Annotated in this window: 19 protein-coding genes; 11 read left to right on the top strand and 8 right to left on the bottom strand. The window is 47.9% G+C overall.

What is annotated here, in order from left to right:
• The gene (locus NE536_RS08830) at positions 1 to 693 is read right to left on the bottom strand and encodes a DsbA family protein (RefSeq protein ID WP_261272455.1); all 693 of its coding nucleotides are present in this window, start codon (positions 691 to 693) and stop codon (positions 1 to 3) included.
• Positions 694 to 931: 238 nt separating this feature from the next.
• A complete protein-coding gene (locus NE536_RS08825; protein ID WP_261272454.1) occupies positions 932 to 1,855 on the bottom strand; it encodes an MBL fold metallo-hydrolase in 924 nt (307 codons plus the stop codon).
• A 273-nt stretch (positions 1,856 to 2,128) separates the two neighbouring features.
• On the opposite strand from NE536_RS08825, the gene NE536_RS08820 reads away from it, so the two are divergent.
• Positions 2,129 to 3,070 carry a LysR family transcriptional regulator gene (locus tag NE536_RS08820; RefSeq protein ID WP_261272453.1) on the top strand — a complete coding sequence of 314 codons (942 nt, stop codon included), beginning with the start codon at positions 2,129 to 2,131 and terminating at the stop codon, positions 3,068 to 3,070.
• 119 nt (positions 3,071 to 3,189) lie between these two features.
• Here NE536_RS08820 and ettA read toward each other — a convergent pair whose 3' ends face one another.
• Entirely contained in the window at positions 3,190 to 4,857 is a 1,668-nt protein-coding gene (gene ettA, locus NE536_RS08815) for an energy-dependent translational throttle protein EttA (RefSeq protein WP_106651246.1), read from the bottom strand.
• A 189-nt stretch (positions 4,858 to 5,046) separates the two neighbouring features.
• Here ettA and glyA point away from each other — a divergent pair, with 189 nt between their 5' ends.
• The 9 genes from glyA to NE536_RS08770 all read left to right on the top strand — a co-directional run bounded on the left by glyA (position 5,047) and on the right by NE536_RS08770 (position 12,796).
• Positions 5,047 to 6,300: a serine hydroxymethyltransferase gene (glyA, locus tag NE536_RS08810; RefSeq protein WP_106651245.1), complete on the top strand. Its 1,254-nt coding sequence runs from the start codon at positions 5,047 to 5,049 to the stop codon at positions 6,298 to 6,300.
• 200 nt (positions 6,301 to 6,500) lie between these two features.
• A complete protein-coding gene (nrdR, locus tag NE536_RS08805) occupies positions 6,501 to 6,950 on the top strand; it encodes a transcriptional regulator NrdR (protein ID WP_006082643.1) in 450 nt (149 codons plus the stop codon).
• A gap of 135 nt (positions 6,951 to 7,085) precedes the next feature.
• Complete coding sequence (gene ribD, locus NE536_RS08800; protein ID WP_261272452.1) at positions 7,086 to 8,264, top strand: bifunctional diaminohydroxyphosphoribosylaminopyrimidine deaminase/5-amino-6-(5-phosphoribosylamino)uracil reductase RibD; 1,179 nt, start codon at positions 7,086 to 7,088, stop codon at positions 8,262 to 8,264.
• A 105-nt stretch (positions 8,265 to 8,369) separates the two neighbouring features.
• Positions 8,370 to 9,026 carry a riboflavin synthase gene (locus NE536_RS08795; protein WP_261272451.1) on the top strand — a complete coding sequence of 219 codons (657 nt, stop codon included), beginning with the start codon at positions 8,370 to 8,372 and terminating at the stop codon, positions 9,024 to 9,026.
• Between the two features lie 95 nt (positions 9,027 to 9,121).
• On the top strand, positions 9,122 to 10,225 hold the full coding sequence (gene ribBA, locus NE536_RS08790) for a bifunctional 3,4-dihydroxy-2-butanone-4-phosphate synthase/GTP cyclohydrolase II (RefSeq protein WP_006082640.1): 1,104 nt from the start codon (positions 9,122 to 9,124) through the stop codon (positions 10,223 to 10,225).
• Between the two features lie 130 nt (positions 10,226 to 10,355).
• On the top strand, positions 10,356 to 10,835 hold the full coding sequence (ribH, locus tag NE536_RS08785; protein WP_006082639.1) for a 6,7-dimethyl-8-ribityllumazine synthase: 480 nt from the start codon (positions 10,356 to 10,358) through the stop codon (positions 10,833 to 10,835).
• 11 nt (positions 10,836 to 10,846) lie between these two features.
• On the top strand, positions 10,847 to 11,251 hold the full coding sequence (gene nusB / locus NE536_RS08780; protein WP_006082638.1) for a transcription antitermination factor NusB: 405 nt from the start codon (positions 10,847 to 10,849) through the stop codon (positions 11,249 to 11,251).
• A gap of 78 nt (positions 11,252 to 11,329) precedes the next feature.
• Complete coding sequence (gene thiL / locus NE536_RS08775; protein WP_261272500.1) at positions 11,330 to 12,286, top strand: thiamine-phosphate kinase; 957 nt, start codon at positions 11,330 to 11,332, stop codon at positions 12,284 to 12,286.
• A 15-nt stretch (positions 12,287 to 12,301) separates the two neighbouring features.
• On the top strand, positions 12,302 to 12,796 hold the full coding sequence (locus NE536_RS08770) for a phosphatidylglycerophosphatase A family protein (protein ID WP_106651242.1): 495 nt from the start codon (positions 12,302 to 12,304) through the stop codon (positions 12,794 to 12,796).
• 143 nt (positions 12,797 to 12,939) lie between these two features.
• Here the strand turns inward: NE536_RS08770 and recN are convergent, their stop codons facing one another.
• Positions 12,940 to 14,598, bottom strand: coding sequence for a DNA repair protein RecN (recN, locus tag NE536_RS08765; RefSeq protein ID WP_131523581.1), 1,659 nt, complete (start codon positions 14,596 to 14,598; stop codon positions 12,940 to 12,942).
• A gap of 128 nt (positions 14,599 to 14,726) precedes the next feature.
• Positions 14,727 to 15,689, bottom strand: coding sequence for an AEC family transporter (locus NE536_RS08760; RefSeq protein ID WP_261272450.1), 963 nt, complete (start codon positions 15,687 to 15,689; stop codon positions 14,727 to 14,729).
• Between the two features lie 296 nt (positions 15,690 to 15,985).
• On the opposite strand from NE536_RS08760, the gene lldR reads away from it, so the two are divergent.
• A complete protein-coding gene (gene lldR / locus NE536_RS08755; RefSeq protein WP_006082633.1) occupies positions 15,986 to 16,885 on the top strand; it encodes a LysR family transcriptional regulator LldR in 900 nt (299 codons plus the stop codon).
• A gap of 21 nt (positions 16,886 to 16,906) precedes the next feature.
• Here the strand turns inward: lldR and NE536_RS08750 are convergent, their stop codons facing one another.
• The 3 genes from NE536_RS08750 to barA form a co-directional block, all read right to left on the bottom strand.
• Positions 16,907 to 17,140, bottom strand: coding sequence for a DUF3319 domain-containing protein (locus NE536_RS08750; RefSeq protein ID WP_106651239.1), 234 nt, complete (start codon positions 17,138 to 17,140; stop codon positions 16,907 to 16,909).
• A 196-nt stretch (positions 17,141 to 17,336) separates the two neighbouring features.
• A complete protein-coding gene (locus NE536_RS08745) occupies positions 17,337 to 17,936 on the bottom strand; it encodes a YjaG family protein (RefSeq protein ID WP_006082631.1) in 600 nt (199 codons plus the stop codon).
• On the bottom strand, positions 17,911 to 20,712 hold the full coding sequence (gene barA / locus NE536_RS08740; RefSeq protein ID WP_261272449.1) for a two-component sensor histidine kinase BarA: 2,802 nt from the start codon (positions 20,710 to 20,712) through the stop codon (positions 17,911 to 17,913). Before barA ends, NE536_RS08745 begins: the two co-directional genes overlap by 26 nt.
• Positions 20,713 to 20,760: the final 48 nt, after the last annotated feature.

Raw genomic sequence — 20,760 nt, 5'->3', positions numbered from 1 at the left:
TTATGACTCAAATTGCGCTTCAAGATGGCTTAACCACTGGGCGGGTTGGCCGTAGAAGCGATTGATATTAATGGCGGTGATGTTGCCATCATTATCCTCTATAGCCATCGAAGGGAAACCTTGGGCGCCTATCAAATTCAATAATGCTCTGGATTCAACAATATGCTCATACAGCTTGTCGTCACCTTGGGCATAATGCTGTGCAAAGCTTATAGGGTCGAGCCCAAGTTCAGCGGCTAAGCTTGCGAGATTACCTTCATCACTGGCGCTGTGACCATCGCGGTAATGGGCCAGTTGTAATGAGTGTAGATAGGCCAAACTGTCGCCGCCCATCGCATCGACTGCGAGCATGGCTTTTATAGGGGGCGCCGAGTCGAGTACGACTGTGGTATCGCGCAGCAGACCATCAAAGTAGTTCTCACCAAAAGGCTGGCCAGTTAGTTCGCTAATGCGCAGATCGTGGGGCATAACATAGTCGCGCCAGTTGGCATCGATTTGTTTGCGTCTTGGGCCTGTGAGCATACCGCCGCCGTGGAGCTTAATGGTAAAGCCAGCTTTTGCGGCTGCATCGAGTAACGGCGCTGCGGCATAACACCAACCACATAAAGGGTCGATAATCGCGTGCAGAGTACGCACTTTGGCCGCAGGTGTGCTGCTGGCCGTGCTAGCAGAAGGAGTTGTTGGGGTAGTCATAGTGTTAAACCTTTTGGCTTAAATTGCAAAATTACGATCTAAGTATTTGATATTTTAAAGTTAAATGGCGATCGTGGTACTGCTGTAGATATGGCTATTGATAGGATTATTTAAGTGCAGCTATGTAGATGCTGTTATTTAGGTAAGAACTGGCACGCAATTGCTCACGTGCCTGCCTTTAACTATTCTCACTTATGCCTAACTCGCTGTCCCCATCGCTAAGATATTAGTGCTGGGATTACATAGGCCAGGTCATTTCGCCCATGATAACTTTGGCGCTGATCTCAAGCCCTGCATCGGCTGGCATTTGTGGGTATAGCGCCAGCATCTTTTGGATTAATTCGGCTGAATCTTTCGAGGCTTTTGCTGCGACTTCAAAGGCCTTTACATACTCACGGGTAAAACCGATGGCACGGGTATCAAATCGCGCTTCGCCTAAATAGTGTCCTGGGATCACTGTGGTCGGCAGCAGTTTTTCCATCGCATCTAAATGAGTTAACCATTCCTGACGCTCTGCGGTAGTTTGAGTGTCAGCCATCCAAACATGCGTGTTATCAAATACTTCTACGCCACCTGTAATGGTTTTTGCCGATGGCACCCACAGGAAAGTGTGTTTAGGGTGTTTGTCATTAAAACCTTCGATAATCACTTGCTCACCGTCGATGGTGAAAGTGTCGCTGTGAATCGCCTTAGGTAACACTAATTCACTTGGCGCATTGTCCTTTAAAATCGGACCCCAGTAGGCGAGCTTGCCTTCCATTGAGGCTTTAATGGCATCGACTGTGGTTTGAGTCGCGACAATTTGTGCATCGGGGAAATTCTTTTTAATCACGGCTAAGCCGAAATAAAAGTCAGGGTCACTATGGCTGATATATACCTGAGTCAGCTTTTTACCGCTGGCCTTAATGGTATCAACCAAGGTTTGGGCATCGTTATTTTGAAACTGCGCATCGACTAACATCATTTCGTGTTCGCCACTGATAAAGCTTGATGACACCGCAAAGATGCTGTTCTCGCCAGGATTAAAATGGCTCACTTGCAATGGTGCCGCATTGACCGCGCCGAGTCCCGCTAGCAGTAAGGTAGCGGCTAGACTGATTTTAGACGAGGCCTTCAATGTGGCGTTAACTGTGTTGCGTATAGCATAGGTCGATGTGTTCATTTTTGGCTCACTTATAGTCACAGGATGAAAGAGTAAAAAGGTTCGATTTAGCATTCATTGATTTGCAGCTGCTGCAAAAAGTGAGTTAAGTATAGGTTGCAATAATCAATAGATAAATGCGAGTATCTGCCCATGTTTGTTGCATTAATCGGACGAATGGCCGGATGTACTCTTAGTTATTATTCATGTGGGGCGCGAGTATGTGAGTGTTCCTTCGAGTGATTGAAAGTGAGTGATTAAACGTTATTGATTGAACGTGAGTGGAGATAAATCATGGATAGACTCGAAGCGGCTAAGGTGTTTGTGACTATTGTTGAGCGCGGCAGCATGGTAAGCGCCGCCAATGCATTAGATATGTCGCGTTCTATGGTGACCCGTTACTTGAGTGAAATGGAGGAATGGTCCGGCGCTAGGTTATTGCATCGCTCGACGCGAAGCCTCAGCTTAACACCAGCGGGCGAGCAAGTGCTGGATTACTGCCATCGACTGCTCGAATTGGCAAATGAAGTGCCAGCGGTGAGTCATGCTGCGGTGGCGATTCCGCGCGGATTATTGCGCATTAGTTGCTCCCAGTTTTTGGCGCATCAGATTTTAGCGCCCGTGGTGCGCCAATACTTAGCCAGTTATCCGCAGGCGAGTGTGAATATCCACGTGAGTAGCCAAACCGTCGATCTGGTCGCCGAGCGGATTGATCTGGCGATTCGCATCACCAATGAACTCGATCCCAATCTTATCGCGAGGCGTTTAGGTGAATGCGAATCTGTGGTGTGCGCTGCACCGAGTTACCTTGCTACGCGCGCGGCTGTGCTGCATCCCGAAGATTTGACCCAGCATAATTGCTTAACCTATTCCTACTTTGGCGATGTGATGTGGCGCTTTTATCAAACCGATCTAGCTGCAAGACAAGCTCTGGTGCAGCACTCAGATCCTAAGTTAAACCAAGGCAAGGCGTTTAATGTGCCTGTGAATGGTAATTTCAGCGCCAATGATTCCATGGTGGTGCTCAATGCCACGCTGGCAGGAGAGGGGATTGCGATGCAGCCGCTATGGGCGGCGAAACCCTATTTAGACTCGGGTCAGTTGGTGCCTTTATTGACTGAGTTTAAGCCGCAGTCCCTTGGAGTATATGGCGTGTATCAATCTCGCAAACATATGCAGCCCGCATTAAGAGTGATGATGGATATGCTGGTGGCCTACTTTGCTAGTTTGAAATAGTGCCAGTTTGAAATAGTGCCAAAGCTTGCGGCACTTATAGCGTAACGGGATGCCATAAAAAAGGAGCTTAACCTTTTCGAGTTAAACTCCTCAGATACATGCTTGACTAGATTCTAGATCTACTTAATCATGCGCTTGTATTTCAAGCGGTGTGGCTCAACCACATCGGCGCCATAGGTGTTCTTCAACCATGCCGAGTATTCTGTGTAGTTACCTTCGTAGAAGTTCACTTGGCCTTCGTCACGGTAATCCAGAATGTGGGTCGCGATACGGTCGAGGAACCAACGGTCATGCGAAATCACCATAGCGCAACCTGGGAATTCCAGAATCGCTTCTTCCAGTGCGCGCAGGGTTTCAACGTCTAAGTCGTTAGTCGGTTCGTCGAGGAGTAACACGTTACCGCCCGCTTGCAACAGTTTGGCTAAATGCACGCGGTTACGTTCACCACCCGATAGTGTGCCGATGATTTTTTGCTGATCGCCACCACGGAAGTTGAAGCGGCCCACATAGGCGCGGCTCGGGATTTCCATGTTGTTGATGCGCATGATGTCTTGACCACCGGAGATTTCTTCCCAAATGGTGTTCTTATCATTCATCGAATCGCGGAACTGCTCAACCGAGGCCAGTTGCACAGTTTCACCCAGCTCAATACTGCCGCTGTCTGGTTTTTCTGCGCCGGATAACATGCGGAACAGGGTCGATTTACCCGCGCCGTTGGCACCGATAATGCCGACGATTGCGCCCTTAGGTACTGAGAACGACAAGTTGTCGATGAGTACACGGTCACCGTAAGACTTGGTCAGGTTATTCACTTCAATAACCTTGTCACCTAAACGTGGTCCGGGCGGAATAAACAGCTCGTTGGTTTCGTTACGTTTTTGGTAATCGTTAGTGTTCAGTTCTTCAAAGCGCGCCATACGAGCCTTGCCCTTAGACTGACGGCCTTTGGCACCTTGACGTACCCATTCCAATTCCTTGGCAATGGTCTTTTGGCGAGCGCTTTCGGTGGCAGATTCTTGTTTCAGACGGGCGTCTTTCTGCTCAAGCCATGAAGAATAGTTACCTTCCCACGGAATACCTTCACCGCGGTCGAGTTCTAAAATCCAGCCAGCGGCATTGTCGAGGAAGTATCTGTCGTGGGTAATCGCGACCACAGTACCAGCATACTCCTGCAAGAAGTGCTCAAGCCAAGCCACGGATTCCGCATCCAAGTGGTTGGTCGGTTCGTCCAGTAGCAGCATTTCAGGCTTTTCAAGCAGCAAGCGACAAATCGCCACGCGGCGACGTTCACCACCGGATAACACTTCGATTTTCTCATCCCAATCTGGTAGACGTAGGGCGTTAGCTGCGCGCTCAAGGATATGATCTAAGTTATGGGCATCTTGGGCTTGGATAATGGCTTCGAGTTCACCTTGCTCTTTGGCAAGGGCATCGAAATCGGCATCCGGCTCGGCGTAGGCTGCGTAAACGGCATCGAGGCGAGTCAGGGCATTTTTTGCCTCAGAGACGGCTTCTTCAATCGCTTCACGCACGGTTTGGGTTGGATCGAGTTTAGGTTCCTGCGGTAGGTAACCGATTTTCAATCCCGGCATTGGGCGCGCTTCACCCTCAATTTCGGTGTCGATACCCGCCATAATACGCAGTAGTGTCGACTTACCTGAACCGTTAAGGCCGAGTACACCAATTTTGGCGCCGGGGAAAAAGCTTAAAGAAATATCTTTAAGGATCTGCTTCTTAGGCGGAACAATTTTTCCCACCCGCAGCATGCTGTAAACAAACTGAGCCATTTTTCTCTATCTTAAGTGACTAATGATGCGGCTAATTCTACTCGATTGCACGCCGAACTCAACTCGACAATGAGCCAAGTTCAAGCTAAAACGCTAGGAATTTCATGTTTCAAATACTGGGATTGTGGTCGCGTTCCGAGTAGAATACCGCGCAACCCTACCTATAAGAATTGGCAGCTGGAGTAAGCAATGCTGAAAAAAGATATGAATATCGCAGATTATGATCCGGAACTGTTTAACGCAATTCAGAACGAAACTCTGCGTCAAGAAGAGCATATTGAGCTGATTGCTTCTGAAAACTACACCAGTCCACGCGTGATGGAAGCGCAAGGTTCACAGTTAACCAATAAGTACGCTGAAGGCTATCCAGGCAAGCGTTACTACGGTGGTTGTGAGTATGTGGACGTAGTTGAAACCTTAGCGATTGAACGTGCTAAACAACTGTTTGGCGCAACTTACGCTAACGTACAACCTCATTCAGGTTCACAGGCAAACAGCGCGGTTTACATGGCATTGTTAAAACCTGGCGATACCGTACTGGGCATGAACTTAGCTCATGGTGGTCACTTGACCCACGGTTCACCGGTTAACTTCTCTGGCAAACTGTACAACATCATTCCTTACGGTATCGACGAGTCTGGCAAAATTGACTACGACGAGATGGAACGTCTGGCCGTAGAACACAAGCCTAAGATGATGATCGGCGGTTTCTCTGCCTACTCAGGTATCGTTGATTGGGCAAAAATGCGTGAAATCGCAGACAAAATAGGTGCTTACCTATTTGTCGATATGGCGCACGTTGCCGGTCTTATTGCTGCTGGCGTTTATCCAAACCCAGTGCCACACGCACACGTTGTCACTTCAACGACTCACAAAACCTTAGCGGGTCCTCGTGGTGGCGTGATCCTATCTGCTGCTGACGATGAAGACTTGTACAAAAAGTTGAACTCTGCGGTATTCCCAGGCGGTCAAGGTGGCCCATTGATGCACGTTATCGCTGGTAAAGCGGTGGCGTTCAAAGAAGCCCTAGAGCCAGAATTTAAAGTTTACCAACAGCAAGTGGTTAACAACGCTAAAGCAATGGTTGAAGTGTTCCTTGAGCGCGGTTACAAAATCGTCTCTGGCGGAACCAGCAACCACTTAATGCTAGTTGACCTGATTGGTCGTGACTTAACCGGTAAAGAAGCCGATGCCGCCTTAGGTAGCGCTAACATTACCGTGAACAAAAACTCAGTGCCAAACGATCCACGTTCACCTTTTGTGACTTCAGGTGTGCGTATCGGTACGCCTGCGATTACGCGCCGCGGTTTTAAAGAAGCGGAATCGAAAGAGCTGACTGGCTGGATTTGTGACATCCTTGATGATGCTAACAATCCTGCAGTGATTGAGCGTGTTAAAGGCCAAGTATTGGCACTGTGCGCACGTTTCCCTGTTTACGGTTAATCTGTAAATAGTCTCCTTTTTGTGGTGCTGAGCCTAACAAGCATCAGGTGGTTAACCTCAGCCCATAAATAGGATAAAATCCCATGGCCGCATTAAGCGGCCATTTTTATTGCTAAAATCTTAGACTTAAACCAAACAGGCTAACCTTAGATAACATAGTAAAGCCAACGGCTTTACGTCATTCACTGGCAGGAGGCTCAATGCATTGTCCATTTTGCAGCGCGACAGATACTAAAGTCATCGATTCTCGATTAGTGGCGGAAGGCCATCAAGTGCGCCGTCGCCGAGAATGCACCGAATGCCATGAAAGATTTACCACCTTTGAAGGTGCCGAGTTAGTCATGCCTAGGGTGATCAAGCGCGATGGTTCACGCCAACCCTTCGATGAAGAAAAACTCCAAGGTGGCATGCTGCGCGCCGTTGAGAAACGCCCTGTGTCTATGGATGAAATCGAGCAAGCACTCAGTAAAATCAAATCGACCCTGCGCGCCACTGGCGAGCGAGAAGTGCCATCAGAAATGGTCGGTAACTTGATGATGGAGCAATTGATGAGCCTAGATAAAGTCGCCTACATACGTTTTGCTTCTGTGTACCGCGCCTTTGAAGACGTATCTGAATTTGGTGAAGCCATCGCCAAACTGCAAAAGTAGTTATTCGATTTTTGTGGCCTGTCTGGTTGCGCTAGCTTTAAAAGAGGCTTTTGATTAATTGCTTCTGCAAGACAGGTTTTAAACACAGATTTACAAGACTGGTGAAAGCCGAAACCTTTAACAACAGGGTTGAACATGAGCTTGAACATAAGTTGGTCCGTACTCGATACCCAAATGATGAGCCGCGCTATTCAATTGGCGCGCAAAGGCTTTTACACCACGAGACCCAATCCCAGTGTGGGCTGCGTTATCGTTAAAGATAATCAGATCGTTGGCGAAGGTTATCATCAAAAAGCGGGTGAGCCCCACGCCGAAGTGCATGCACTACGTATGGCTGGCGAACACGCCCGCGGCGCAACGGCCTATGTCACCTTAGAGCCCTGCAGCCATTATGGCCGCACGCCACCCTGTGCCTTGGCGCTGATCAATATTGGCGTTAAACGTGTGGTGGTAGCGGTTGAAGATCCTAATCCGCAAGTGGCTGGTCGCGGTATTCAAATGCTGCGCGACGCAGGCATTGAAGTGGATGTGGGATTACATCGCGATGAAGCCTATGCCTTGAATTTAGGCTTTATGAAGCGCATGGAATCAGGTTTACCCAGAGTTACAGTCAAATTGGCTGCGAGTCTCGATGGTAAAACCGCGCTGTCTAACGGTGTGTCTAAATGGATTACCGGCCCTGAATCTCGCCGCGACGTGCAGCGTTTACGCTTACGTTCCTGCGCCTTGGTCACTGGGATTGAAACCATACTGGCTGACGATCCCTCACTCAATGTGCGATATCAAGAACTTGGCGGCATAAAAGACAGTATAACTGAGGCGCAATTACTGCAGCCATTAAGGGTGATACTCGACAGTCGCGCCCGTTTGCCGTTATCGGCTGCCTGTTTGGCTATCGTATCGCCCATACTCTTGGTCTCGACCGTGGCTTATCCCGCAGAGTTTCAAGCACAATTGCCCTCCCATGTGAGTTGCCTCGTGTTACCTGCAATTGCAGGTCGCGTATCCTTACCTGAGCTATTAAGCTATTTAGGCCAAAGTTGTAATCACGTGCTGGTGGAAGCGGGTGCAACTTTAGCTGGCGCATTTTTAGCACAGGGGCTGGCCGATGAATTAGTGCTGTACCAAGCGATGAAAATCCTCGGCGGGCAAGGGCGTAATCTGCTGCAGCTACCCGATTATCAAACCATGGCGCAAATTCCTGCATTAATGTTGGTCGATGAGCGCAAATTAGGGCCTGATACCCGTTTAATCTTGAGCGTTAAGCCTGATACCTCTTTATCTAAATCGAATTGGAGCAAGATAACCGTTTAACCTTGAGCGTTATGCTTGATACTTCTTCATTTAATTAGGGCAAGATAACCGTTAAACCTTGAGTCTTATGCCTTATTACTTCTTTATCGAATAAGTGAGTTAACCATGTTTACTGGGATTATTGAAGCCGTTGGCACCCTGCGAAAGCTTGAACGCAAGGGCGATGATATTCGTTTGACCGTGGCGAGCGGCAAACTGGATTTAAACGATGTGCGTTTAGGCGACAGTATTGCCACCAACGGTGTGTGTTTAACGGTTGTGCAGCAATTAGCCGACGGTTATGTGGCCGATGTTTCTGCCGAAACCGTGAGTCTAACTGGCTTTGCTCACTACAAAGTGGGCACTAAGGTAAATCTTGAAAAAGCCGTTACCCCAACCACACGTTTAGGCGGGCACATGGTCAGCGGCCATGTTGACGGTATTGCTATGGTTGAGCAACGCTTAGTGCGTGGTCAAGCCATCGAGTTTTGGTTAGCCGCCCCCGCAGAGCTTGGGCGTTACATTGCCCATAAAGGTTCCATCACCATTGATGGCGTGAGTTTGACGGTTAACGAAGTGGATGGCAGTCGATTCCGCCTGACTATAGTGCCGCATACCGCAGGTGAAACCACGTTAATCGACCTGCAAGCGGGTGATAAGGTGAATATCGAAGTGGATTTGATCGCCCGTTATCTGGAACGCTTGATGAATTATGATGGCAAAGACAGCAAGAGCGGCGGCGTCACCCTAGAAATGTTAGCCCGTGCCGGCTTTGTGCGTTAGTGCACAGGAGCAGATTATTTAACTTAAGCTTATCGGCAGCTTAGGTTATTTAGGTATAGAATTTCATAATAACAGCAAAATCATAAGGTCCTACAATGGCGCTGCACAGTATAGAAGAGATCATCGAAGATATTCGTCAAGGCAAAATGGTTATTTTGATGGATGACGAAGACAGAGAAAACGAAGGTGATTTGATCATGGCGGCCGAAATGGTCACGCCAGAAGCGATTAACTTTATGGCGAAATATGGACGTGGGCTTATTTGCCAGACCATGACTAAAGCCCGTTGCCAGCAGTTAAACCTACCCTTAATGGTGACGAATAATAACGCCCAGTTCTCGACTAACTTTACGGTTTCTATTGAAGCAGCCGAAGGCGTGACTACCGGTATTTCGGCCCACGACCGCGCGGTAACAGTCAAAGCGGCGGTGGCTAAAGAGGCTAAAGCGTCGGATTTAGTGCAACCTGGGCATATCTTCCCGTTAATGGCGCAGGACGGCGGCGTATTAACCCGCGCGGGCCACACTGAAGCGGGTTGTGATTTAGCCCGTCTTGCGGGACTTGAGCCATCGGGCGTTATCGTTGAAATTTTGAATGAAGACGGCACTATGGCACGTCGCCCAGATTTAGAGATTTTCTCCGAGTTGCATGGCATCAAAATCGGCACTATCGCTGCATTAATCGAGTATCGCAACACCAAAGAAACTACGGTTGTGCGTGAAGCTAAATGCAAACTACCGACCCGTTTCGGCGAATTCGACATGGTGACCTTCAGAGACACTATCGACAATCAACTGCACTTTGCCTTAGTCAAAGGCGAGGTGAAGAGTGATTGTTTGGTACGCGTGCATTTGCAAAATACCTTCAACGATTTACTCCACTCAGAGCGTGATCAGCAACGCAGCTGGCCACTCGAAAAAGCCATGGAGCGTATTTCTGCAGAAGGTGGTGTATTGGTTTTACTCGGGAATCAAGAACATCCCTGTGAAATCCTCTCTAAGGTGAAAGCCTTTGAAGCCGAAGATCAAGGCCAAGCGCCTGCTTCTGCAAAATGGCAGGGGACGTCGCGCCGTGTGGGTGTGGGGTCGCAAATCCTCGCCAGCCTTGGCGTGACTAAGATGCGCTTACTCAGCTCGCCTAAACGTTACCATTCACTTTCGGGCTTTGGCCTTGAAGTGACTGAGTATGTGGCAGACTGAAATCCAAAGTTACACTAAAGTAAAATTAACAATTTCTGATAATTTGCATAGGGCTCTGGGCAATTGGCTGTGATATCATGTCGCCACTTTTCGCCCCGAGCTGGGTGCTTTAGCTAAATTAGGTAAGATAATGAACGTAGTTCAAGGTAATATCGAAGCGAAAAATGCCAAAGTTGCGATTGTAATTTCGCGTTTCAACAGCTTTTTAGTTGAGAGCTTGCTTGAAGGTGCACTTGACACGCTGAAACGTTTTGGCCAAGTCAGCGACGACAATATCACTGTTGTCCGTGTACCAGGTGCGGTTGAGTTGCCGCTAGCTGCGCGTCGCGTAGCTGCCAGTGGTAAATTCGACGGTATTATCGCATTAGGTGCGGTGATCCGTGGTGGTACTCCTCATTTTGATTTTGTTGCAGGCGAATGTAATAAAGGTCTAGCTCAAGTTGCTTTAGAATTTGATCTGCCTGTTGCTTTCGGTGTTTTGACCACTGATACCATTGAACAAGCGATTGAACGTTCAGGTACCAAAGCGGGTAACAAAGGCGGCGAAGCTGCTTTAAGTCTGCTTGAAATGGTCAATGTTCTGCAAGAACTTGAACAACAGTTGTTATAGTAGGAAAAATAATGAAGCCTTCTGAGCGCCGCAAGGCCCGCCGTTTAGCCGTTCAAGCCATCTATTCATGGCAACTAAGCGGGAATAATATTGCCGATGTTGAGCATGAGTTTTTAACTGAACAAAGTCTCGACGGTGTTGATGTAGCTTATTTTCGTGAGCTATTTTCAGGCGTTGCAACGAAGAAAACCCAATTGGATGAGCTGATCATCCCGCATCTGGAACGCCCGATTGATGAAGTGTCTCCAGTTGAGAAAGCCATAGTTCGTTTAGCGACCTATGAGCTGACTTTCCGTAAAGATGTGCCCTACAAGGTCGCGATTAACGAAGCGATTGAGTTGGCAAAAGCTTTCGGTGCGGACGAGAGTCATAAGTTTGTTAACGGACTGCTCGACAAACTGGTTGCACGCAAGTAATAAAGACAAACGGTATCTTAGGATACCGTTTTTCATTGCTAACAAAGGTGGCCGATGTAAGTCGTGCCAAACTGTACAGTGAAAGAATTCCAATTAATTGAATGTTATTTTAGCAACCGCGGCCCTACTCGCCGTGATGTGAAGCTTGGCATCGGTGATGATTGCGCTTTAGTGCAACCCGCAGAAAACAAGTCGATTGCTATCTCCTGTGACACCTTAGTCGAAAATGTCCACTTCTTCCCCGATATGCCTCCTGCTGCCTTAGGTTACAAAGCCTTAGCGGTAAATTTATCTGATCTGGCTGCCATGGGTGCTGAACCTGCGTGGATGACGCTTGCCTTGACGTTACCCGCAGTCGATGAAACTTGGCTCAGTGGTTTTAGCGAAGGTTTATTTGAAGCGGCCGATTACTATGGCATTGCCTTAATTGGCGGCGATACGACGCGTGGCCCACGGGCGATTAATATCACAGTGCACGGCCAAGTCCCACAGGGGAAGGCCCTAACGCGTCATGGTGCTAAAGCCGGTGATTGGATTTATGTCACGGGCACGCTCGGAGATTCGGCCTTAGGTCTGGATATCATTCGCGGTGCGCAGCAAGCCAGAGCCGAGCATAAAGAATTCCTGATTAATCGCCATTATCGTCCAACACCAAGAGTCTTAGCCGGCCAAGCTTTGCGCTCGCTTGCCTCCAGCGCAATCGATCTTTCCGACGGGTTTATCTCGGATATCGGTCATGTGCTTAAGGCTTCGGCAGTCGGTGCGGTTGTCGATGTTAATTGCATCCCGCTGTCACGCGCGATGCAAGATACCGTCAGCGAGGAAAGTGCTTTAGGTTATGCGTTGACAGGGGGCGAAGATTACGAACTGCTGTTCACCGTTCCTGAGGCACAAAAAGGCGCACTGGAAACTGCCTTGAGCCATGCAGGAGCAAAGTTTGTTCGTGTTGGACAAATTTGTGCGGGCAGTAAGCTCAAGTTGCAACTCAATGGCGAGCCGTTTATACCGCCTTATCACGGTTTCGAGCACTTTTAAGCTAAGAGCATGTTAATGAAATGGTTGTCAAAGGATCAGGTGCTAACGCGCCTGTCATTAAAAAATCCTGTCCACTTTTTGGCACTTGGATTTGGTAGCGGACTCGCCGCTAAAGCGCCCGGAACCTTTGGTACCTTAGCTGCTATTCCCCTCTATTTATTGATGGCGCCCTTACCACTTACTTGGTATATCGGCTTAACCTTAGTGGGTGTATTCGCAGGATTTTATATCTGTGGTAAAGCGGCGCAAGACATGGGGGTTCACGATCACGGTGCTATTGTGTGGGATGAAGTGGTTGGGCTACTGATCACTATGCTAGCGGCACCAAGTGGTTGGGGTTGGTTGTTAGTGGGCTTTGGTTTATTTCGCTTTTTCGACATCATCAAACCTTGGCCTATTCGATGGCTTGATGCCAAAGTTCATGGTGGCTTTGGCATTATGATTGACGATGTGTTAGCGGGCGTGTTTTCGTTTATTTGTCTGCAAGGGCTAGTCTGGTGTGTTAGCTAACATTTTCGCTAGTCTGACATGATAGCTAATCTAACTTGTTAGTTAACATGGGCAACAACTAACCCTTACTCTTGATTTTGTATTTTTCTGATTGAAGCTTGATTGAAGGGATTCGCTGCTTATCCCTTTTCTGTTTGATTCTACTATTGCAGCAGTTCCCTTGCGTTTGCTAGGGTATTGCTGGTGATAGTATCGCCACCTAACAGTCTTGCAAGCTCTTGGATACGCTGCTCACGATCGAGCGATTTCATTGTGGTCTCAGTACTGCCTGCCTTATTAAATTTATCGACGAACATGTGTTGATGACCATTGCCCGCAACTTGCGGCAAGTGAGTCACGCACAGTACTTGGGTCGATTCCCCTAAGCTGCGTAACATGCGGCCCACCACTGCGGCGGTGGGGCCGGAAATCCCGACATCCACCTCATCGAAAATTAATGTCGGTGTGGCAACTTTCTTCGCGGTAATCACTTGGATCCCTAATCCTATGCGTGAAAGCTCACCGCCAGACGCGACTTTCGAAATCGGTTGCAAAGGTTGGCCAGGGTTAGTTGTTACCATAAATTCGATATTGTCACTGCCATTGGCTGACATTTGCTCGGGGTGGAAATTGACTTCGATCGTAAATTTACCCTTAGGCATATTCAGTTCGTGGATTGACTGAGTCACCAGTTTGTCGAGTTCTTTAGCATAGCGGGCACGGCTTTGGCTGAGCTTTTGCGCATTGCTAAGATAAGCGGCTCTACTTGCCTCGACTTGAAGCTGAATTTCTTCGAGCTTGCTTTCGTCACTGTCTAAGGTGCTTAGCTCAGCCTTTAATGCTAAATGATGCTCGGCCAGTTTATTCGGGCTAACATGATGCTTACGCGCCAGTTGCATGGCTTTTGATAGCCGTTCTTCTAAATAGGCAAAGTGGGTTGGATCGAGTTCAAGCTTACTCAAATAGTGCTGTAATTCGCCTGCACTTTCTTGCACTTGGATTAAGGCATCATTGAGCATAGTGTTGATATTGCTTAATGCGGGATCGTAGCTTTGCAGATCTTCGGCGAGGGAAACGACTCGGTTGAGTAGCGACTCTATATTGTTCTCTTCGCCCTCTGTGAGTATATCTAAGCTCGCCTGACAGGTATCAATCAACTCAGTGCCATTAGCCAGACGTTTGTGCTCTTGCTCAATCTCATCGAACTCATCAACTTTAAGATCAAACTCATCGAGTTCTTCTACTTGATATTGCACTAATTGCTTACGGGCAATACGTTCATGCTGTGAGGCTTCGAGTTGTTTTAGATCGGCCTCAATTTGCTTGCAGCGTTGAAAGCTAGCGGCAACCGTATCGATAAGCAATCTGTGGTTGGCATAACTGTCGAGCAGGGTGAGTTGATGTTCACTTTTTAACATTGCATGGTGCGCATGTTGACCGTGAATACCGATAAGCAACTGACCCAGTAATTTTAGCTGCGTCAGCGGCACTGGATTCCCATTGATGTAGGCGCGTGAACGGCCATCGCTACCAATAGTCCGACGTAGAATGCACTCATCATCGAGTTCAAGATCGTTATCTTCTAACCAACGTTTTGCCAGTGGAATATCATCCAAGGAAAAGCGGGCGCTGACCTCGGTTTTATTGGCTCCGGGACGAACACTGCTGGCATCGGCGCGATTGCCTAGGCATAGGCCTAGCGCATCGATGGCAATCGATTTACCCGCACCGGTTTCACCTGTGATGCTGGTCATACCGGGGCGAAAATCCAGTTCTAAAAAACGGACGATAGCGAAGTTATTAATGCTGAGTTGGCAAAGCATAGTGAATTCCTGTCGAAAAATATACCAAACCACTGTATTGATAAACAGTATATACTGATTTTATATACAGTAAAGTGGCTTGGGTAAATAATCGGCATTAGTGGCAGTAAATATTTTTAATTAACTGATTATGCATAGGTTCTTACTAAGCTTTCTAAGATAGGTAAACTGAAGAAAGTGACTAAGGTGCCAAATAGAATGCCTTGAGCACTGGTAGAAGCATGAGTGTTATAACGCTGGGCAAGTAAGTACACGCTAGCCGCGGTGGGCAGTGCGCTCAAGATCACGCCCATGATCAGGTAGTCACCACTTACGCCAAAACGGTTAAGCATAAAGTAGACGAGTGCCGGTTGGATTGCCAGCTTGAAGAGGTTGATAAGGCTCAGTTCGATAAAATTCTTGGGGCTAAATACGCTGCTATCTTTCTGGTAGCGCATCGCTTTGGCGAGTACCATGCCGATAGCAAATAGGGCGCAGGGGCTTGAGGTATTGCCTATTTGCTGGATCATTAGCGCCAGCCCTGACGGCAGTTTTATCGCTAGCGCCGAAATGCCGACGCCAATTAAGCTACCAATAACGATAGGGTTTTTACCGACCGCCATCGCCATTATGACTAAGGCGTGGTGTTGTCTTTGGGTGTTAGTGGCCAGTTCCATCGAGACTAAGGCGACGGCAAACATCAGCACGGATAATAAGCTGGCAATCGCGGCGGCGACTAACGCACTTTGCTGCTGCGGAAAGAGGATGATGAGCAGTGGAATACCAATAAATGCCGTATTACCAAAGGTGGCATTGAGGGCTCGAATAGCGGCAACCGCATGCTGTTTAGGGTTAGCGATCAGCGATAGCCCAAGGCAGACAAGATAAGTGATTACCATAGCTGTGCTGTAGCCCGCAATAAATCCCCATTGCAAAATCTCGTCAATCGGCTGCTGGGCGAGGGCGATAAGCATGATTGCAGGGAACGCAATATAGTAGACATATTGGTTTAGCACTTGATCCGTATCGACGGGCAAGAGTTTTAGTTTTTGCACTAGTGTACCGAGCAACATGATCCCGAAGACGGCAAACAGAGGGGTTAAAATGGTCATTTCCCTCACTCATCCTTACGATTAAATTTGAATAAACTCAGCCATTACTGTCATTTCTGCTATCGCTATGACTTTGGGGCGCTTGCCTTTTTTATGTCACTTTAGAGCCAGAACTAGCGCCAGCGCAGTAAAACTCGCCACAAAATAACATATCATTTCAGTCTAAGGCTATTGCGCTATGGTCGTATAAGTGGATTAATTGATGTTTAAAACACAATGACTTAGCGTACGCTGTGATTGTTGATGACTTTATATAGTGCCTAAAGTGGGCTGCTAGAACAGAATTAGGATATGCAATGAGTGATGATTTAGGCGCTGAACTACAACTTGTCTATCTTTTTGTGCATTTAGTCAATGCGGGCAGTTTTTCGCAGGCGGCGAAGGAGCTTGATATGCCCATTGCCACAGTGAGCCGCAAGTTAGCTAAGTTGGAAGAGAAGCTCGATAAACAGCTCTTTATGCGCAGCACCCGCAAGTTACGATTGACAGAGGAAGGGCTGGCACTCTTCCAACGCTACCAGAGTGTGGTTGCCCAATTTGATGAACTGAGTGGTGCGGGCAGCGATAAACCCGAGGGTACCCTGCGCATCGCCGCGCCGATTTCGATTATTTCCATCGTGTTTATTCAAGCATTGAATGAATTTGGCCGTCTGTATCCCGATATCCGTTTGCACATTTCCCAGAGCAATGAGTTAGTGGATTTGATCGACAAGGGCATAGATGTGGCGATTGTCGGCGGGGCTCAGCCTGATTCTTCGTGGGTGTCGAGTACCTTAGGCGAGCTGGATTATTGCCTGTTTGCCACGCCAGAATATTTGGCTCAGGCACCTAAACTTGAGCATCCCGACGATCTCGAAGCCCATCAATTGATAAAAGTCTGGCCGCTGTTCAATTGGCATTTAAAGCATCCGAGTGGTGAGTCTTTCTATTTTAATGGTCCGACTAAGCTCACCCTCACTGACTTACACGGTGCGATTCAGGCGACCTTAGGCCATGGCGGGATCTTGTATGGTCCTGAACTATTTGTAAAACAGCAGATTAAAGAAGGGAAACTTAAAGTGTTATTGCCAGAATGGATTGGCGAGCAGAGGCGGATTTCGATTTTATATCATCAGCGCAGCCAGCAGCCGCTAAAGGTCAGAGTCTTTATTGAGTTTATGCAGTCAAAGGCGCCGGAGTTATTCTCTATGCGTTGATTTAACGAGGGGAACGAATGCTTAACGTCTTTTAGGTTTTACCGTGTTTTTGCTCATGGTATTTTGCGTTTGTTTCGCGTCTTGCAGGCTGGAGCGTGTCGCGGGTAATATGCCGAGTTCTAAGAAGTATCCCACTAAACGCCGCAGTTCGAATAAAGAACCGATACGCTGTTGATCTTTGATGGTCAGTTTCCAACTGTCGGTTCGTCCTTCGCTATTGGTTAAGACAAATCCTTGATAAACAATCTTTCTCATTGGAATAACTCAATATTGGCTGATGGAACTTGCTAGCTTTGGTCTTACTCGTTTTGGGCTTGCTTGAACGTGATTGCAGTCGAGACTAGAGGCTTATTGTTTAGAAACATTGTTTAGACATATTGTTTAGAAACATTGTTTAGACGTACTGTTTAGGAAGAATAAGGGTGCTTGAGTTGCCCCAAGCACCCATCAATTAAGCGACGCTGATGCCGATATTTGATACGCCAGCTTCGATAATGTCTTTGCGTAAACCTTTAACCAGTTCCGCAGTGATCTTGGGATTTTCTTCGATAATTTCCAGCAGAGAATTTTGTAACTCTTTTTCTTCTTCCATAACTTCATGGGCAAAAACGAAATCATCTAATGCTTCATCGACTAAATCGACATCGCTGATGGCTTCGATATAGTTAGCCACAGTGCTCGATGACAGTTTGCTGATATTGACTATATCTTCTTCAATCTTGCCTTGAATCGCACCCAATAAGGTTGATATGGCGACCACAGCGTCCATGGCTGGATAGACGCCATAGGCTTCAAAATCAGCGGGTTCTGGGGTGTTATCTTCAAGACGTTGCAGATGCACATCGATATTGAATTTAAGCTTAGGGTCGTACAGGGATTGCCAGAGTAGTTCTAACGCAGTACTCAACACAGCAGGGTCACCAAACTCACAGACTTCGGAAAATAGTTGATAGTTGGGCAACATGCGTTGGCAAAGTGCAGTGGCGAAGAGTTGTTTTTGTGGCAGTGTTAACGCCTTAAGACGTTTAAAGAAGCCCGTTTTTTTGGTCATCTGTTATTTCCGCTGATAGCTGTGATATCACTTGATTTGCCGCAGATTCTACCTTAGTTAACTCATCAAGTAACTCTAGTATTTCGGGTTCGAGATCTTCGACCGCTGTTTCACGTTTTAGCGCCGATTCTATTTCTTGGCATAATCTTTGGGTTGTTGGCACGCCGCAGTAGCAGCTCGCACCATGAAGTTTATGGATAGTACTGAGCATGACGGGATGATCGTTTTGACTCAGCGCCGTCTGAATTGTCGTCACGGTTAGCGGCAAGGAGTCGAGCAACATTCTCAGCATGTCTAAGGCGAGGTCTGCCTTATGATTGGCTTGGGTTAAGCATAAATCCCAGTTCAGCGTATGCAGGTCAAAATGGGTGAATTTGGGGCGAGTGATCCAGCGATGGATCACGTTTTTGAGCGCCGCTTCATCAATAGGTTTCGGTAAATATCCATCCATGCCACTGCCTAAGATCAGCTCGCGTTCTTCGGCAATCGCATGGGCCGTCACGGCAATAATCGGCGTGTTACGGTTCATCGAGCCTTGGCGAATTTGCTTCGTGGCGCTGATACCATCTGTGCCTGGCATCTGAATATCCATAAAAATCAAATCGAAGGTGCGAGTCTTCGCCTGTTTAACCGCTTCATCGCCACTGTTGACCGCGATAACCGTGGTCACTAACTCACTGAGCAAGGTGTCGATTAGCTTTAAGTTAGCAAAGTTATCATCCACCGCCAGTACGGTTAAGGATTGGCGCGCCGCCGGCGTGGCTATGGTCACTGGGGCTATGATGTCGTACTCCATCGGTGGATAGAGTAAGTTGCGGGCAAGCTGGTGCTCACTCACGGGCAGAGACAACACCACATCGGCATTCGGGCGGATAAATTGGGTTAAGGCATCCTGTTCTTGGCAATCGTATAGCACCACAAGGCAATCGGTTTTGGTCTTCGCCAAGTTAAGTGTACTCACTAGTTGTCCTGCATCGCTAAACCCATGGCAACTCAATAGAACATAGTCGTATGGCGCTTCGGCCGTGTTGAGTGTGGTCAGCAAGCTTGGGATATGCTGATGGTGAGTCACTTTGGTATCCCATTGATTCAATTGGCGACTCAAGACAGCATGAGTCAGCACTCTGGGCTCATAAAACAGTATGGTTTTGTCTTTGAGTTTTTCGAGCGGCAGTGAGTCACCGATTTGGAACTGACCTAAGCCGAGCGGCAAACTGAACCAGAAGTTTGAGCCTTTTTCTGGGGATGAGGTAAAGCCGATTTGGCCGCCCATTTGATTCACTAAACGCTTAGTGATCACTAAACCTAAGCCTGTACCGCCAAAGCGGCGGGAAATCGACGAGTCGGCTTGGCCAAAGGCTTGGAATAAAAAGTCCTGCTGGCTTTCATCGATACCAATACCTGTGTCGACCACATCACAGCGCAGTACTACTTGTTCTTCCGACTGGCTTTGCAGTTCGATTTTGACCATCACGCTGCCAGAGTCGGTGAATTTAATCGCGTTACCGACCAAGTTATTGATGATTTGGCACACGCGCATAGCATCGCCATTCACATTGTCGGGTACGTTAGGGGCGATATCGACGACGAGTTCTAGGCCCTTGGCCTGAGCGCTGCCCGAGATTAGCGTGATGGTATCGCCTATGGTTTCCCTTAGACCGAAGGGCATGTTTTCCAACACCATTTTACCAGCTTCGAGTTTAGAAAAATCGAGAATATCGTTGATGATACCCAGCAGATTAGTGGCGCTGCGCTCAATGGTTTTGATGTAATCAACTTGGCTCGAATGCAAAGGGGTTTTCACCAATTGCCGCGCAAAACCGATAACCCCATTGAGCGGCGTACGTAACTCGTGTGACATGTTGGCTAAGAATTCAGATTTAATCCGGCTGGCTTCTAAGGCACGTTTTTTCGCTAAATCTAACTCGACGTTTTGGATTTCAATCTGCTCTAAGGTTTCCCGCAGATCCGAAGTCGCTTGGTCGATATTTTGCTGCATCTCATCATGGTATTCCGATAGCGACCCCGCCATGGCATTGATGCCGCGTTTGAGTAAGTCGAGCTCACCAATCAAGTTGCCATCTAAGCGGGCGTCCAATTTACCTTCACGGATTTTAGCGACGACGCGCACCATTTCAGTAATGGGCTGAGTGACGTTTTTCACCAGCCGGAAAGTGAACAGCAAGTTCAATTGCACCCCGATCAAAACGATAATAAAGGCGGCGACGGCGGCTCTATGTTGCTCGAGTAGGGCGCGTTCTTTATTGATGATGATGGAGATATAACCTAACAGCTGACCATCGTCTGTTTGGATATCGTAATTCGCGGGAGCGGCGCTGGGGTCGGTGGAGAAAATCGGTGTCCGTAAAATCAGGCTGTCGCCCACATGCTCAATTTCGGTTTTATGCAGTGTGTTAAGCGCTTCTTTGTAGCGCATAATTTCAAAGTCTTTGTGGTAGTGCGAGGTCACAAAGAGTTGATTATTGGCGTCGAAAATCGCGATGGATTTTACTAAGGTGGATTTGTTGAGCTGCGCTGCGGCGAGTAAGCGTTTGGTCGCCTCGCGATCATTGGCCACTAAACCGACTTCACTGGCAATCGACAGCGGCTCGATAATATTGCTGCCCTGTTCGACGAGCGTATCTTCGAGCTCATAAAAACGGTTTATGGTAAAGTAGCTGCCCAGAAGGATACCGACCAAGATTGTTGGCGCGAGCGCCAGTACAAGAACCCAAGAACGTAGGCTGTATTTGGTCATGTTGTTGACTGGGTTCATAGCAGCGGCGGTGTTTCCTGTGACAGAGACTAAGATAATTTTATAAGA

The organism is Shewanella septentrionalis (assembly GCF_025370265.1).
Taxonomy (GTDB): domain Bacteria; phylum Pseudomonadota; class Gammaproteobacteria; order Enterobacterales; family Shewanellaceae; genus Shewanella; species Shewanella hafniensis.
Note: the sequence above shows the minus strand (reverse complement) of the source record. Positions and strands in the feature narration are given on the sequence as shown.

Coding starts and splice junctions, on each gene's coding strand:
- NE536_RS08830 (WP_261272455.1), bottom strand. CDS start 693: ATGACTACCCCAACAACTCCTTCTGCTAGCACGGCCAGCAGCACACCT.
- NE536_RS08825 (WP_261272454.1), bottom strand. CDS start 1,855: ATGAACACATCGACCTATGCTATACGCAACACAGTTAACGCCACATTG.
- NE536_RS08820 (WP_261272453.1), top strand. CDS start 2,129: ATGGATAGACTCGAAGCGGCTAAGGTGTTTGTGACTATTGTTGAGCGC.
- ettA (WP_106651246.1), bottom strand. CDS start 4,857: ATGGCTCAGTTTGTTTACAGCATGCTGCGGGTGGGAAAAATTGTTCCG.
- glyA (WP_106651245.1), top strand. CDS start 5,047: ATGCTGAAAAAAGATATGAATATCGCAGATTATGATCCGGAACTGTTT.
- nrdR (WP_006082643.1), top strand. CDS start 6,501: ATGCATTGTCCATTTTGCAGCGCGACAGATACTAAAGTCATCGATTCT.
- ribD (WP_261272452.1), top strand. CDS start 7,086: ATGAGCTTGAACATAAGTTGGTCCGTACTCGATACCCAAATGATGAGC.
- NE536_RS08795 (WP_261272451.1), top strand. CDS start 8,370: ATGTTTACTGGGATTATTGAAGCCGTTGGCACCCTGCGAAAGCTTGAA.
- ribBA (WP_006082640.1), top strand. CDS start 9,122: ATGGCGCTGCACAGTATAGAAGAGATCATCGAAGATATTCGTCAAGGC.
- ribH (WP_006082639.1), top strand. CDS start 10,356: ATGAACGTAGTTCAAGGTAATATCGAAGCGAAAAATGCCAAAGTTGCG.
- nusB (WP_006082638.1), top strand. CDS start 10,847: ATGAAGCCTTCTGAGCGCCGCAAGGCCCGCCGTTTAGCCGTTCAAGCC.
- NE536_RS08770 (WP_106651242.1), top strand. CDS start 12,302: ATGAAATGGTTGTCAAAGGATCAGGTGCTAACGCGCCTGTCATTAAAA.
- recN (WP_131523581.1), bottom strand. CDS start 14,598: ATGCTTTGCCAACTCAGCATTAATAACTTCGCTATCGTCCGTTTTTTA.
- NE536_RS08760 (WP_261272450.1), bottom strand. CDS start 15,689: ATGACCATTTTAACCCCTCTGTTTGCCGTCTTCGGGATCATGTTGCTC.
- lldR (WP_006082633.1), top strand. CDS start 15,986: ATGAGTGATGATTTAGGCGCTGAACTACAACTTGTCTATCTTTTTGTG.
- NE536_RS08750 (WP_106651239.1), bottom strand. CDS start 17,140: ATGAGAAAGATTGTTTATCAAGGATTTGTCTTAACCAATAGCGAAGGA.
- NE536_RS08745 (WP_006082631.1), bottom strand. CDS start 17,936: ATGACCAAAAAAACGGGCTTCTTTAAACGTCTTAAGGCGTTAACACTG.
- barA (WP_261272449.1), bottom strand. CDS start 20,712: ATGAACCCAGTCAACAACATGACCAAATACAGCCTACGTTCTTGGGTT.